Genomic DNA, 14,091 nt, shown 5'->3' with positions numbered 1-14,091 from the left:
TTTTTGTCTATAATTTATTTTTTATCTACAGGCTGCGCATCATATACTTTCACTTGAGGAGGTACAGTAAAATATTTAGGAGCTGTTGCCGTAAACGATGTAAAGTGTTCAGTCTGGTTGTGGAACTTCACAGCGTCCATATCCTTCCACAATTCCACCATAGTATAGGCACCCGCTTTTTCTGTATCTTTTACAAGGTCATAAGAGATATTGCCTTCTTCTGATCTGGAAGCCTCGATCAGCGGACGGATCTCAACAAGAAAATCATCTTCTTTATCAGTTTGTATTTGGAAGCCAGCATGAATAATGATCATGTTGCATTTCTCCTTTGTGAGTTATTTCCACTCCGTGATATCTTCAACAGGCAGACGGACCGATTTATAGCCTTGATCAGCGGATTTCCCGATTGAGATTAGCATGACAGGGTAGTAGCGTTCTTTGTCCAAATCAAAGGCTTCGGCAATTCGGTCTTTTTCATAACCGCCAATTGGATTTGTATCATAGCCATGAGCACGTGCTGCAAGCATTAGCTGCATGGATACAAGACCGGCATCAATCAGGTTCATTTCTTTCTTTTGCTCGAATGTCATGTTTTCCACTAAGCCTTTGATGGATGGCACCTGCTTGTCCCTAACATCAGCAGGCATGTATCCTTTTTCAACTGCTGTGTCATAAATTTTTTCAATGAATGCTTCACTCTTCATATCAACAAAGACTGCGATGACAGCTGCTGATGTCTCTACTTGCCTTTGATTGAATTTTGCAAGTGGTGCCAGCGTTTCTTTGCCTTCTTTTGAATCGATTACCACAAAACGCCATGGCTGCAGGTTTACAGATGAAGGAGCTAAAGAGGCTTCCTCCAGGATTTCAGCCATTTCTTCTCTGCTGATTTTGACTGTTGGGTCATAATTACGAATGGAACGGCGGCCTGTCACGATTTCTTTAAAGTCATTGATAATGGTTTTATTCATGGTGAACTCTCCTTTATGTTTTTCTGGATGAAAATATTAAAGATTATCTACATTTTCCTGGATGCGAGTGAGCATATTTAATAGTGTGCTTCGCTCAAGCTCCGAAAAGCCGTTCAGGATTTTGGAAATAAACCGCTGCTTTTCTTCACAGTAAGCAGCAATCTTCGTTTTGCCTTCCTCTGTCAGGCTGACATAAGTAAAACGGTTATCTGCAGGGTTTTTCCTGCGTATCACCATGCCTTTTTCTTCAAGCTGTTTTAGATGCCTCGTGACAGCAGCATGATCGATATTTACTTTTTTCTGAAGCTCCCGCTGTGTAATTTCTTCCGCTTCAAAAAGCTCCCGGAGAATCTCAAGCCGTGACTGGCTGATGCCTGTACAGCGTTCAAACTTCGGCATTGTCTGCTTATTGAGCTCAAACAGCCGGGCAGCAATTAATTCTTCTTGCTTAGAACATTTGAACACAGCATCCCCCGCCTTTTTAGATAATTGATAGGTCAATGATTGATACGTCAATTAATATACTGCAAAATATTTTATAAGTCAAACTGGATGCTTAAGGCAGAGAAAATCCTGCTGAATAGCTTATAGATCAGCAGGGTTTTCAGTCATTGAGATTCATTTTCCTAAAGTTTCTCTGCTTCTATCAGCCACACATATCGATTTAGCTGCTTAAACTCAGCAGAGAACCCATTCGAATGAAACATGCTTTCTAATATGGGGATGGTTGTATAGTATTCTGTTTCCAGGTCTTGCGCCAGGCTGAGGTAGTGTTTGTTTTTAGCTTCCTGGATAAAAATCTCTTTTTCGTCCTTGCTGCGAAAGACAGTATCGGCAAAAACAACTTTTCCGCCAGTTGTAAGGAGGGTGCTGTATTTAGAGATGGCATTGGCTTTTTCGCTGTCTTCTAAATGATGGAATGCGTAGGTGCTGACGAAAGCATCTATCGGGCCATTCAATTGAAAGCTTAAGAAGTCACCATCCAATATTGTGAGATGAGGCATTTTTTTGCTTGCTATTTTCCTCATGGCAGCAGAAGGTTCAACTCCGATTACTGAACAGCCTTTCTCCAGGAGTATCTGAGTTAAGTTGCCTGTACCTGTACCGAATTCCACTACACTCCCATGAACAAGATCGGCTACTTTATGAAGGATCTGTTCATAATTCATAAACACCTCCTGATATTCAAGGTCTTTACCGGCCACAGTCTCATCATAGGATTCTGCCCAATGGTCAAACAACTCTACAAATTCACGTCCCATTGTAATATCACTCCTTCTAATTCATATAATACTTATTGGTATAGTATGAATTATTGTCTCACTTGGCAACTTTGCAATCTGCCTTAATTCTCAGATGCCAGCTGATTTTTTAGCTGATAATTGACAAAAATAAACTTAAAACATACTATACAAGTAGGAATAATAAGAATTAAAAAGAGCGTAATAATATCCAAAAAACGCAATGAAAAAGAGTAACCATTCTTTCTGAAAAACAGAGGTGCTGATGATGAATTATTACAGCAGCGTGAAAGAACTGATTGGGCATACTCCTCTTGTGAAAATCAAACACTATGCTATTCCGCAAGGAGTAAATGTTTTTGCAAAGCTTGAATATTTTAACCCGGGCGGCAGTGTAAAGGACCGGTTAGGACAGAAGCTGATTCAGACTGCGATTAAGGATGGACTTCTCCCGGAAGACGGCGCTGTAATTGAACCGACTGCAGGGAATACAGGGATCGGCTTAGCGCTGGCTGCTATTGGAAAGAAGATCAAAATCATCTGTGTTGTACCTCAAAAATTCAGCATTGAAAAGCAGGAACTAATGAAGGCTTTAGGGGCAGAAGTGGTTAATACGCCAACTGAAGAAGGCATGGAAGGTGCTATTAAGAAGGCAAAGGAACTGCTGAAGAAGATTCCTAATTCCTATAGTCCTCAGCAATTCAGCAATGAGAATAACCCGCTAACGTATTATGAAACATTGGGACCTGAGATCTATGAAGAGTTAGATGGGAAGATTGATATTTTTGCAGCTGGAGCAGGGACTGGCGGTACGTTCATGGGCTGCGCCAGATATCTTAAAGAAAAGAATCCAAAGATAAAGACAGTTATCGTTGAACCTGAAGGCTCCATTTTAAATGGCGGAAAGGCAGGACCGCATCGAACCGAGGGAATCGGGATGGAGTTTTTGCCCCCGTATATGGAAATAGGCTTATTTGACGCCATTCATACCATCTCAGATAAAGATGCCTTCAAACGAGTAAAGGAGCTGGCATTGCTTCAAGGATACTTAGTTGGAAGTTCATCCGGAGCGGCTTTCGAAGCAGTACTGAGAGAAGCTGAAAATGCTCGGCCTGGCACGAATATACTCACCATTTTTCCTGACAGCAGTGAGCGGTATTTAAGTAAATCTATTTATGAGGAGGATGAACAATGAGAAAGAAAACACAAATGATTCACGGGGGCATCTCCAGAGATGAACATACAGGTGCCGTCTCCATACCTGTCCACCATGCCAGTACGTTTAAACAAGATGGTGTGGGCAATTTTGTTTATGAGTACGCAAGAACAGGGAATCCGACCAGGCATGCTCTTGAGGAACTAATAAAGGATCTGGAAGGCGGATACCGAGGCTTTGCTTTCGGTTCCGGCATGGCGGCTATCTCTTCTGTAATGCACTTATTTTCAACAGGAGATCATGTTATTTTTACTGATGATGTGTATGGCGGGTCCTATCGGTTAGTGACAAAGGTTTTAACGAAATATAATGTAGATGTAACCTTTGTCGATACAAGTGATTTGGCTGCTGTGGAGGCGGCGATAAAGGAAAATACAAAGGCTATCTATGTTGAGACGCCAACGAATCCATTGCTGAAGATTACAGACTTGGCTGGAATCTCCAAGCTGGCCAAATCCAAGAATTTGCTTATGATTGTGGATAACACCTTCAGTACACCTTACTGGCAGAATCCAATTGAACTGGGAGCTGATATTGTCCTGCATAGTGCCACCAAATATCTGGGCGGACATAGTGATGTTGTTGCTGGGCTGGTTGTGGTGAATTCCGAACAGCTTGCAGCAGATATGCACTTTATCCAAAATTCAATCGGTGCTGTTTTGGGGCCTCAGGATAGCTGGCTATTAATCAGGGGGATTCGGACACTGGCCATTCGGATGGAGGAAATTGAAGAAAATGCGAAAAGGGTGGCACATTTTCTTGCCGATCATCCGCAGGTTTCAAAGGTTTATTATCCAGGATTTAAAGATCATAAAGGCCATGACATTCACTCGAAGCAGGCACGGGGCTTTGGCGGAATGATTTCCTTTGATGCCGGAACCGGTGAAAAGGCAGAAGAGGTGCTGAAAAAAGTAAGATACTTTACCCTGGCAGAAAGTTTGGGCGCAGTTGAAAGCCTGATTTCCCTTCCAGCCAAAATGACGCATGCATCGATACCGGGAGAACGCCGTCTGGAACTGGGAATTACAGATGGCCTGGTTCGGATTTCAGTTGGCCTGGAGGATGCCGAAGACTTAATTGAGGATTTGCAGTCTGCGCTATAAGGAAAAGCCCCATTTAGTTTAAAAACTAAATGGGGCTTGAGCATTTTTTTATGAGAATGATTAAGCTCTTAACGCTCTTCTGACTTTCCTTGCAAAATTGATTGGATGATCAACATCCTGGATATTCACGTAAATGAGGCTTGGCTGATCAAATAGCCACTCATTGTGTACGGATGAAACGGTTATTCCCTGTTTAATAATAGCAGCGGCAAATCCATCAACTTCCTTTTGCAAAAGGGCCACCCTGCCCAGACACAATGCCCGTCCTGACCTGGCATCCATTGATTCAAATGAGAAAGAAGTGGTTACGCTGAATGGTTTTCCCATAATGGTGACTTCCAGTTCATCCCGATTAATCGTTGCTACGCACTTCCCGCCGGCAAATCCTTCCTGGCCGCCGATTGTTCTTGCAAACTGCTGACAAAGCGCTTCTTCATTGGTAGCCATACCTTTATACCTCCCCGTCACTTATTATTTAGTGACCTGCTAACAACTTTGCTTTAATGTATGATGTTGGGCTTTGGAGTGTTCTAGGCACCGAAATTTCTTGTACGGGAATATGAAAATCCACTTGATGCAACGGAAAAGTAAGTGCCTGTCATCTTCAACAGGCACTTATTTTCTTAATTATGGTCTGCAAGGTAAACATCATCTATCTGCCGGGCTAGCTTAAAATCCAGACCTGTCAGCCCATTTTCACTCCAGGAAGTGAGGGAGACAATCACCATTTTGTATTGAATGGCGACAAAAGGATGATGATTTTCGTTTTCAGCAAGGGATGCAATTTTATTTACGAAGGCGATACCGTCCAAATATTCTTTGAAGCGATAGCGTCGTTCAATCCATTTGCTGTCTTTTCTTTTCCAGTCCGGCAGGGTGGATAGTTTCCGGGCTATTTCTTCTTCACTTATTTTTGTCATACCGTGACATGCCTCCGATCAAAGATGACATCGAGTCCGTTTTGAATCAGGCGGACATAGCGTTCTTCCTGACTTAACATTTCAAGCTGGTCCAGGAGCAGTTTTTTTAAAGGCGATTCTTTGTCATGCTTTTCAAGCAGCTCCAGAACTTCCAGCTGAAGCAGCCATTCTTCCGGGAACTCATCAAGAATTTTCCCGATAACACTGTGAAGAAGGACATCCTGTGGGAAATTCGTTTCCCGGATTTGTCTTACTTCCGCATATAATTCTTCCAGAGGGGTTAGGGCTGTTCCTTCTTTTGGGCTTTCTTCATTCATAACAGATTCCCCGTGATATGCAGCGTAATCCGCTGCGATTGGACGTGCGGAAACAATCTGGCTGCCCACAGCTAAATCATAGGTGCCCCAAGTGGGGTGGAACAAGATTTCATCTTCCTTTTTGACGAGACATTCTTCAAGTGATATTAAAACAAGGGAATCATGATTAAATAACAGATTCGTCACATGGCCGGAAATTTCTACTCCGCTTTCGAAGGTGATTTGCATCATTTTATTCATCTCGATGCCAAGTTTTTTCAGGCTCTGTTCTGTTTGATTTTCAAGCCTAATGCCTCCGGCCAATTTTCCGATCGGCGCTCCAAAGCCGTCATGGTGAATATCAGGACCATGATGATTAATTTGTTCATTTTGAATCGAAAGGGCACTCGGACCTGTCGTTTTGACATAGATGGCTTCACCTTCTGCATCCTTCATGATATCAGTGAAAAGACCAGTAATTTGAATGCCTGAATTGAGTTCGATGTGCGCAACCTGGCTTGAAGCGATTGCTTTTTCGATAGCCGCTGTTCCGCCTTGCCTGAAGGCCATGGACTCGCCGAATCTCGTCACTTCTTCTATCAATTGTTCAAAGCTTTCGCAAACAAATAGCTGGGTCTGCATAGAGGTAACGTCATAGCTGGTGTTAATAGCATCTTCAATTGTGAACCGGCGTTTCTTCACTTGATCGGACAGGCAATGCTTGCTTTCGCCCACAGATGACAGCAGTCCTGCACCAAAGATTTTGGGCTTCTGCAGTTCGCCAATCAGGCCAAATTCGACCGTCCACCAGAAAATACGGGAGATTTGCTCAGCTTCAGAAAGTCCTTTTACTTGCAGCTGTTTTTCCTTTAATCGCTGTTTGGCTGCTTCAATTTCTTCTTCAGTTGAGGCTGGACTTTCCATGGCAATCGATAAATGCCTGGTTGCCTCAAACACCTCATGTTCTTCTTTTGTCGCAAAAGCGTTAGCTCCGATATTCCCTATTAATTTAACAAACTCTGAGTAGGTTTCATCAAATAAAATCGGTGCATGCCCCGCCGCTTCATGGAGAATGTCAGGAGCGGGTGTGTATTCGATATTGGTCTTCTGGCGTATATCCGTTGCAATTGGAAGGATGCCATGCGCTTGAAAATCAAAAAATGCTGTGCCGGGAATCAATCCGTCGACAATGACTGCTCCCCAGCCGATTTTATCTAAATGATCGTTCATTTCACTTACACGTGGAATGCTGTCGATGGAAATGCCGGATGACTTCAGACCTGAAGTGAATGCATCATGGGCGATGTCCTCAAGGAAATGATGGTTTTGCCTCATCACATATCTCCAAACCGCATGGTCAATGGGGCTGTAAGCATTGTAATGCTGCTGGGCTGTAAATGGACGTAAGTGCAGGGGTATCGATTTCTTCATTTGGTATGTCTCCTTTTATTAGTTTTTTATGCTTAGACGCTTTTAAGTGCGAAAGTATTTGAGTATAAAAAATCCCTGCTGAATTTTCATTCAGCAGGGACGAATTTATTCGCGGTACCACCCTGATTGTAAGTATAGAACTTACCACTTCACAGAATAACGGCTAAACCGTCTTATTTCAGAAAAGAAATAAGAAGCTCCAGAAACGTAATTCGTGATCTCCTTTGTACTGGTTTTCAGCACCACCAGCTCTCTGCAACAGGGAGGATACCACTACTTCAATTCCTTCAAAGCATTTAAGTATTAGGATGCTTTATATCTTAAACGCTTTTAAGTATTAAAGTCAATACCTTTTAAATTTAATCAAAAGAAAAAGCCCAGAAGCCTTTCTGAGCTTGTGTATTATTGCTCAATTTTAGCTGATCTGCGCTCCTGCTCTGCCATGATTTCCGCATCTTCGGCATTGTCCCTTGTCACTTGCTGAGTCAGAATGGACCCGACCGCCACCAGAAGCATGACGGCAATGTAATACCCTTTTTCATTAAGCTCCATATCAGCATTGTAAAGTCCAATCAGAAACAGACCAACACCGGCAATCAATGTAAAGTATGCTAAAAATGTAAAAGCTGGCGTGTTTCTCCTTCTATACTTTTGCATGTGTTTTAATCCCCTTTTTTTCTTAACATATTTTCTCGTTCTCTCCTTGAAGCTGTAAGTTTCAATCCAACACAACAGATGTAACAATTTATTCTATAGTATATAAAATTACCCTTTTTTTGCAAAAAAATGCAACAGGAGTTTTTGGGTGTTTTTTACTGTTTTTGATTTTTGTTGAAAATTCACAAATTTAAGATGAAATGTTTGTGTAAAAGAGTTTAAATAAAGAGAGAGACTACAGCTTGATTTTAATATTGGCTGGAGGGAGGTAAAGATTTGTTAGCCAATATAGGTATTCCAGTACTGATTCTGCTTTTCCTTAGAAATGTGCTGATGAAAGGTTTGGAAGAGGAAAGGCCTGAAACAAGCCACCATTTAACTGTCAAGAGGATAATAGGTACTGCTCTAGCGGTGTTCGCTTTGGGAGCATTGTTAGGGCTCATAGCCAAATACGCAGATGGTTCAGCTTTGGGGTTAATTGGCTCTGGCCTTGGATTCTGGATAGCAGCAGCTTCTTTGCTTGCAGCCTGGAGCCGAACGCCAATGGCTGCTGGTCTGCATGTTTTAGTGTTTTTTTCTGCGATGCTGTCGGCTTACTATTTGTATTCTATGATTCTGTTGGGATTTTTTCCAAAATCCCAATTTATCTATTGGGGGAGCATTGCCTTGCTTTCTCCTGTTTGCGGCTATACTGTATGGTTTGCGAGAGGGGCAGGGTGGCTTGCAGCGTTTTGTGCTGCTATGCCGATAAGCCTGCTTATTGGTGAAGGGTTTAGCTTTATCTATACTTACTCCATCCCAAAAGGATTTGTTTTGCTGTTAGCAGTGTTTTTGTGGATTGTTTTGCCTAAAAATCATTTTCAGCGCATAAGGGTTATTCCACTCACGGCTGTTATCCTATTTGTCATCGAACAGCTTGAACTTCTTTCTATATTGGCAGGATAAAAAAGCCGGATTGCTGCGCATGAAGGAGAACTTATGAAAAAACTGTTACCATTAGCGGTTTTGGGAGTACTGCTGATTCTGCTTCATTCAACTCCAAAGGTGGCATTAAGAACCCACGTCTTTTTTAGCGGATATCCTGCAGCTGCCATCGGTTCAGGGATTATTGAAGACGACTTTCATAATGAGGTGGATCGGGATAGGTTTGCTGAGTTAAATGCTAAAGCTTATACATTAACGGAACCTCCTGTTGAAAAAGCGACTCAAGGAAAGTTGAGAAACTATTTAGTAAGAAAATATGGATTCTTCTATTTTGCTGAATACTACGGTGAGGGTTAAAAAGTACAGCGTAATGACCATGCAGGCTGGTTGCAGCCCCTATGATATTCAGTTGTTTAACGAACATATAAACTTCGGCTTAAAGTAAAGGCACAAGGCCAATAATGTATAGGAGCAATTGTTGAAAGGGTGAGGATCATGACTTATGAAGAAATCATGCAAAAGCTTGAAGAGCTTGGTACAGAGCAGACGAAGAAGACTTTCAAAAATCACGGGGCGAAGGAGCCTTTTTTTGGTGTGAGAGTTGGAGATTTAAAAAAGCTGGTGAAGTTTGTAAAGAAGGATCATGAGCTGGCACTTCAATTATATGAATCAGGAAATCATGATGCGATGTATCTGGCAGGATTGTCTGTCAACCCAAAGCTAATGACAAAAGAGACTTTACAGGAATGGGCTGAAGAGGCATATTGGTACATGGCTGCGGAGTATACAGTGGCCCAGGTGGCAGCGGAAAGTGAGTATGCTCTTGATTTGGCCCGGGAGTGGATCAAATCCGAAGATGAAATGGTTTCGGTGTGCGGCTGGAGTACCTATTCCAATTATTTATCCATAACACCTGATGATGAGCTAGATGTCAATGAAATAAGAGAGTTATTGACTCAAGTTAAAAATACCATTCACGATGAAAAAAACCGAGTAAGGTATGTAATGAACGGCTTTGTTATCTCAGTGGGCTCTTATGTACCAGAGCTGAATGAAGAAGCAAAGCATATTGCTGAGCATATCGGAAAAGTGCATGTGGATGTCGGAAACACAGCCTGCAAAGTGCCTTTGGCCAAGGAATATATTGAGAAGGTCGAATCGAAAGGCCGGGTTGGAATCAAGCGGAAGACTTGTATTTGTTGAGAATAGCTTTGAACAAAAGACTGAAGCAAATTCACCGCAATAAACTAATGCAGCAGATTTAGTTGAGTGCTAAAGTGACCTGGGATAGCTGAGGCACATTAAATGAGCTCAAAAGGCAATGCTTCTGAGCTCATTTGATTTTTATTGAGTTTTCGTTTCTGAATATTCTTTTTCCGTTCCATCTGGGAATTTTACTTCCAATTCGATTTTTTGGTAATTGTCCTCTACTGAAAATGCATCCTTTACCTGGTTAATGACCTCTTGATCTTCTGTATTTTGATCAAAAGACAGCCCCTCAAAAATTGGAGTCAGCTTCTCCATGGCTTCATCCGAAGTTAAATTCTGATCAGCAAGGTCATCCTGATATGACGCTTCCATACCGTTTTTTTCATTTTCATAATCCACATCAATGGCTTTATTATCTTTGTACTCCACCTCAAGATCGAAATTCGTAAAATTAAATGCAGCCTCATTGGAAGTTTCATTACTTTGGTTTTCAGCAGGTGCATTTTCAGGCGGATTTTCTACTTTGTCATCATTGCAGGCTGTAAGCAAAAATAAAGATAGAAATGCCGAGATTATAAGTTTCAGATTCATAAAGTCCTCCTTGGTCACGATGTTGATTTTATTGTACCCAAATCTTGATTGAAGCAAGCGTTTAATAGAAAGTAATTGATTACACTCGGAAAAATATCTGATTTAATTGGTAAAGTAGAGTTATTGAAAGGGAGAGAGATGAATGGAGAAACAGAAGGCGGGATTTGGCATAAGATTTGCAGCAGATTTAATTGATACTCTAATACTTACAATACCCATTTCAACGGTGTTCTTTCTGATAGCGGGAGACTCCCCGTTTAACTGGATGATGGGATGGACCTGGCCAATCATCTATACTATCTATTTAACACTCGTTCCCCTTGTCTGGAGCGGTTATATTATTGGGAAGCGCATTTTTAAGATTAAGGTTAGAAGGATAGATGAAGAAGGCTTAACGTTGAAAACGATGGTTCTAAGAGAAATTATCGGTAAATTTCTATTGTCTAATGTGACGTTTGGTATATCAACACTAGTCAGTATGTTTATGATTATATTTAGAGAAGACAAGATGGCAATTCATGATCTGATTGCCGGGACTTATGTTTGCAGGGAACAGGTATAGGATGTTATCCCTCGGAAAGGGGCAATGAATAAGCCTGTCTGCAACATTCGTTTTCGGGTGCTTTATTTATGGCATAAAGAATGACGTGTGAATTGGCACACGTCATTTTTTCCTTATTTAATGAGGTTTTTAGCCTCTTATATCGTTTTTGACATAGCAATTAACATTATATTTTATATTGAAAGTAAGTATGAAAAAATAGGTGCCTGACCTCACATCTGCTGAGACTTTAAAGCAGGTGGGGACAGGCACCATTCTTTGGAAGCTCTGCCCGCAAAGTCCCTTTGGCCAAGGAATATATTGAGAAGGTCAAATCGAAGGGACGGGGTGGGATTAAGCGGAAGACTTGTATATGTTAAGAGAATCTAAGAAGGCAGGCATGGTAATATCCATGCCTGTGAAATCAATAATAATACATGTGCTGAGGGAAATATTGCTGGGTATGTTGATATTGATATTGCAGGTTTGGCTCAGTGCTATAAGCATTTCTGCTGCAGTCTTTTGTCGGGCCGATAAAGGTTGAAGGCTTTACAGGTGCCACGGTCTTTTTCCATTGCTTTTCATCCATACAATAAGTATGCGCCATAATATTAGAAGGCGTTAATTTAAGAATGTCGGATCCCAGGATGACCTCTGGAACAGGAGCATTAAAGATGGCCAGCAGATGAGTGCCGTCGGTATTAGCTACCTCATAATGCCACCAGCCCTGAGGCACATTGGCTACTTGCCCAGGTGTAATGTAATAATTCTGGATTTGCTTTGTAAACGGATTAAGCAATGAAACAGTCGCTGCACCCGATATACAATAAACCAATTCAGCAGCGTTTTGGTGATAATGCGGTTCTATTACATTATTTTTGCTTAGATAGATGTCCAGAAGCGAGACATCTTCCAGCGTGTTTAATTGTTGAATGCCCAATACATTTATTAAGTTTCGGTTATCTTTTTTCATCAGATTGCTATTATTCACATCGAAAAAGTAATTTAAAGATGGAGAGGTGTAATCCAAATATTTAACCATTGCTGTTCAGTCCTTTTGGGAAAATAAATGTCTCAGATAAAGTATGCATATGCCCACCATCAGTGCATGTACCTGAATAACGTGGTTCTGTTTGAAACAAATGAAGAAAAAAAGGCATTAAGGTTCGTGGCTGTTATGAATTGAAAAAATCATCAATGCCAATAAGAGACGATCAGTTCAAGGCAAAAGAAAACTCAGAGCTGCATTCCTCGATATTTGTTTGCCTGCCCGTGTTTACCTTCCATTATTCCGCAATTAACCTGCTTTAATTTCATATTGTCCATGTTGATCAAAAGAATCCGATCATCTATTACGTCTCAAGTCCTATTTGAAAATAAAGCTGAGGCTCATTATAGACATTTCCATATACAGGTAAGATGAAATCGAGAAAGGGAATGTGCCTATAGATATTTTTTAGCATCCCAACAATGGGACACTCCGTTGGTTAAGACCGTTGGTAGAAGGAGAGGTTATATGGCAGTCTTGCCGTCCAGTTTATTAAAAATAATATTGGTTCTTTTCTTGTTCACTTCTTTTAGTTATTTGCCTGAAAATTCAGCTTCAGCTGAAGAAAACATCGAAGCAAAAATTGAGAAGGCAATTAAGGATTACCTGGAAGACTATCAAGTTCCGGGGGCTTCAGTTGCCATAGTGCATAATAATAAACTATTTTTTTCAAAATCATGGGGAGTTACTGGAGAAATAAAGGAGGAGGTTACAGAACAAACTCCTTTTACGATTGGCTCCATTAGCAAATCATTAACGGGAATGGCCATTATGAAATTAGCTGATAATGGAACCATCCGCCTGGATGCCAGCATTCAAGAATATCTTCCGTGGTTGAAACTGAACAATGGGAAAGCGGGCGAAATCACAGTGGAGCGATTGCTCGCGCAGACAAGCGGATTCAGCACCTATGACGGGCTTGCCCTATCTGATAAAGAGTTAACAGGAAGGAATGCAATTAAGAATCAAGTCAAGAAATTGTCAGAAGTTGAACTGACTGCTGCACCTGGTGAGAAGCATCAATACAGCAATGCCAATTTTTTAATCTTGGGTGCGATGCTTGAAGAACTGACGGGAATGTCCTATGCAGAGTATATGGAACTGCATATCTTTCAGCCTTTAGGGATGAAAAATGCTGCAGCCAATAAGGAGGATTCTTATAAGAATGGATACCTCAGCGGTTATCAATCCTGGTTTGGCATGCCGGTGAAAAGTTCTGTAGCTTATGATGATGCTGGCGCACCTTACGGATACATTACGTCCAGTTCTGCAGATATGATCCAATTTGTAAAATTATTGAGCGGGAAAGGGCCGGATCATTTTATCAGTGATAAAACTTTGGATTTATTTAAGACACCGCAGGTCCAAACAGGAGAAGACCGTTATTATGGTCTAGGAATCCGCATATCCAACCCGGATACTCCCAAAGAAATGATCTGGCATTCTGGTTCTACCCCTGATTCGCATGCAGAAGTCTTTTATATTCCGGGAACCGGCTGGGGCGGTGTGATTCTAACCAATAAGAATCATATTTTAGAGGAAGATGGACTTTACTATTTGAAGGAGCATATTATTAGTCTATTAAATGGAGATGAGCCTGATCAAGTACCTGATCATAGTTTGACCATACAATACATTATGGTGGGGGGGTTCCTGCTGCTAGTTATACTTTCAATCTATTTATGGAAAAGATTAAGAACCCAGAAATATTTAAAAAAGGGAATGGGAGTTTTCTTAGGGATGCTTATTATTGGCCTGTCAGCAGCACTGGCCCCTCTTTTCACATTTAGCACATCTTCGCCTTGGCATTCCATCACTGTCTTTGCACCTGATATTGCCCTTTTAACGATTTTGGCTGTGATTATGCTAGCGATAAATGGGCTGCTGGTTATTACATTAGCCTTTAAAAGTACGAGGTAAAGTAAATGCCTTTGAAACAGGCA

At 41.3% G+C, this 14,091-nt stretch carries 17 protein-coding genes and 1 other annotated feature; of the genes, 7 read left to right on the top strand and 10 right to left on the bottom strand.

The genetic code is table 11. The features are described from left to right. Window positions 1-14: 14 nt before the first annotated feature. The 4 genes from CE058_RS00430 to CE058_RS00415 form a co-directional block, all read right to left on the bottom strand. Window positions 15-314 carry a putative quinol monooxygenase gene (locus CE058_RS00430; protein ID WP_163139546.1) on the bottom strand — a complete coding sequence of 100 codons (300 nt, stop codon included), beginning with the start codon at window positions 312-314 and terminating at the stop codon, window positions 15-17. Window positions 315-335: 21 nt separating this feature from the next. After that, on the bottom strand, window positions 336-971 hold the full coding sequence (locus tag CE058_RS00425) for a nitroreductase family protein (protein WP_163139543.1): 636 nt from the start codon (window positions 969-971) through the stop codon (window positions 336-338). Between the two features lie 36 nt (window positions 972-1,007). Continuing rightward, window positions 1,008-1,436 carry a MarR family winged helix-turn-helix transcriptional regulator gene (locus CE058_RS00420; RefSeq protein WP_163139541.1) on the bottom strand — a complete coding sequence of 143 codons (429 nt, stop codon included), beginning with the start codon at window positions 1,434-1,436 and terminating at the stop codon, window positions 1,008-1,010. A 161-nt stretch (window positions 1,437-1,597) separates the two neighbouring features. Further along, a complete protein-coding gene (locus CE058_RS00415) occupies window positions 1,598-2,233 on the bottom strand; it encodes a class I SAM-dependent DNA methyltransferase (RefSeq protein ID WP_163139539.1) in 636 nt (211 codons plus the stop codon). 247 nt (window positions 2,234-2,480) lie between these two features. Here CE058_RS00415 and CE058_RS00410 point away from each other — a divergent pair, with 247 nt between their 5' ends. Both CE058_RS00410 and CE058_RS00405 read left to right on the top strand, forming a co-directional pair. Further along, window positions 2,481-3,407: a PLP-dependent cysteine synthase family protein gene (locus CE058_RS00410; protein WP_163139616.1), complete on the top strand. Its 927-nt coding sequence runs from the start codon at window positions 2,481-2,483 to the stop codon at window positions 3,405-3,407. Next, a complete protein-coding gene (locus CE058_RS00405) occupies window positions 3,404-4,531 on the top strand; it encodes a bifunctional cystathionine gamma-lyase/homocysteine desulfhydrase (protein WP_163139537.1) in 1,128 nt (375 codons plus the stop codon). Before CE058_RS00410 ends, CE058_RS00405 begins: the two co-directional genes overlap by 4 nt. Before the next feature lie 60 nt (window positions 4,532-4,591). On the opposite strand, the gene CE058_RS00400 is transcribed toward CE058_RS00405, so the two are convergent. The 4 genes from CE058_RS00400 to CE058_RS00385 all read right to left on the bottom strand — a co-directional run bounded on the left by CE058_RS00400 (window position 4,592) and on the right by CE058_RS00385 (window position 7,835). Continuing rightward, the gene (locus tag CE058_RS00400) at window positions 4,592-4,978 is read right to left on the bottom strand and encodes a DUF1259 domain-containing protein (RefSeq protein WP_163139536.1); all 387 of its coding nucleotides are present in this window, start codon (window positions 4,976-4,978) and stop codon (window positions 4,592-4,594) included. Window positions 4,979-5,154: 176 nt separating this feature from the next. Then, a complete protein-coding gene (locus tag CE058_RS00395) occupies window positions 5,155-5,451 on the bottom strand; it encodes a 4a-hydroxytetrahydrobiopterin dehydratase (RefSeq protein WP_163139534.1) in 297 nt (98 codons plus the stop codon). Further along, complete coding sequence (locus tag CE058_RS00390; RefSeq protein ID WP_163139532.1) at window positions 5,448-7,178, bottom strand: aromatic amino acid hydroxylase; 1,731 nt, start codon at window positions 7,176-7,178, stop codon at window positions 5,448-5,450. Before CE058_RS00390 ends, CE058_RS00395 begins: the two co-directional genes overlap by 4 nt. A 92-nt stretch (window positions 7,179-7,270) precedes the next feature. Further along, window positions 7,271-7,478, bottom strand: a binding site (T-box leader). Between the two features lie 102 nt (window positions 7,479-7,580). Beyond that, a complete protein-coding gene (locus tag CE058_RS00385) occupies window positions 7,581-7,835 on the bottom strand; it encodes a YiaA/YiaB family inner membrane protein (RefSeq protein ID WP_163139530.1) in 255 nt (84 codons plus the stop codon). 276 nt (window positions 7,836-8,111) lie between these two features. On the opposite strand from CE058_RS00385, the gene CE058_RS00380 reads away from it, so the two are divergent. The 3 genes from CE058_RS00380 (at window position 8,112) to CE058_RS00370 (ending at window position 9,962) form a co-directional block, all read left to right on the top strand. Further along, a complete protein-coding gene (locus CE058_RS00380) occupies window positions 8,112-8,780 on the top strand; it encodes a hypothetical protein (RefSeq protein WP_163139528.1) in 669 nt (222 codons plus the stop codon). A 33-nt stretch (window positions 8,781-8,813) separates the two neighbouring features. After that, complete coding sequence (locus CE058_RS00375; protein WP_163139526.1) at window positions 8,814-9,116, top strand: hypothetical protein; 303 nt, start codon at window positions 8,814-8,816, stop codon at window positions 9,114-9,116. A 138-nt stretch (window positions 9,117-9,254) separates the two neighbouring features. Further along, window positions 9,255-9,962 (top strand): DNA alkylation repair protein, encoded by a 708-nt coding sequence (locus CE058_RS00370; protein WP_163139524.1) that lies wholly within the window; start codon window positions 9,255-9,257, stop codon window positions 9,960-9,962. A 141-nt stretch (window positions 9,963-10,103) separates the two neighbouring features. On the opposite strand, the gene CE058_RS00365 is transcribed toward CE058_RS00370, so the two are convergent. After that, on the bottom strand, window positions 10,104-10,559 hold the full coding sequence (locus CE058_RS00365) for a YusW family protein (protein ID WP_163139522.1): 456 nt from the start codon (window positions 10,557-10,559) through the stop codon (window positions 10,104-10,106). A gap of 142 nt (window positions 10,560-10,701) precedes the next feature. On the opposite strand from CE058_RS00365, the gene CE058_RS00360 reads away from it, so the two are divergent. Next, the gene (locus tag CE058_RS00360) at window positions 10,702-11,121 is read left to right on the top strand and encodes an RDD family protein (RefSeq protein ID WP_163139520.1); all 420 of its coding nucleotides are present in this window, start codon (window positions 10,702-10,704) and stop codon (window positions 11,119-11,121) included. Between the two features lie 403 nt (window positions 11,122-11,524). On the opposite strand, the gene CE058_RS00350 is transcribed toward CE058_RS00360, so the two are convergent. Then, a complete protein-coding gene (locus CE058_RS00350; RefSeq protein WP_163139518.1) occupies window positions 11,525-12,142 on the bottom strand; it encodes a cupin domain-containing protein in 618 nt (205 codons plus the stop codon). 474 nt (window positions 12,143-12,616) lie between these two features. On the opposite strand from CE058_RS00350, the gene CE058_RS00345 reads away from it, so the two are divergent. Continuing rightward, window positions 12,617-14,068: a serine hydrolase domain-containing protein gene (locus tag CE058_RS00345; protein WP_163139516.1), complete on the top strand. Its 1,452-nt coding sequence runs from the start codon at window positions 12,617-12,619 to the stop codon at window positions 14,066-14,068. The last annotated feature ends 23 nt before the right edge of the window (window positions 14,069-14,091 follow it).

It is taken from the genome of Bacillus sp. 22-7, from assembly GCF_010628845.1.
Classification (GTDB): Bacteria; Bacillota; Bacilli; order Bacillales; family Cytobacillaceae; genus Cytobacillus; species Cytobacillus firmus_B.
This window is presented reverse-complemented; position numbering and strand designations above follow the sequence as displayed.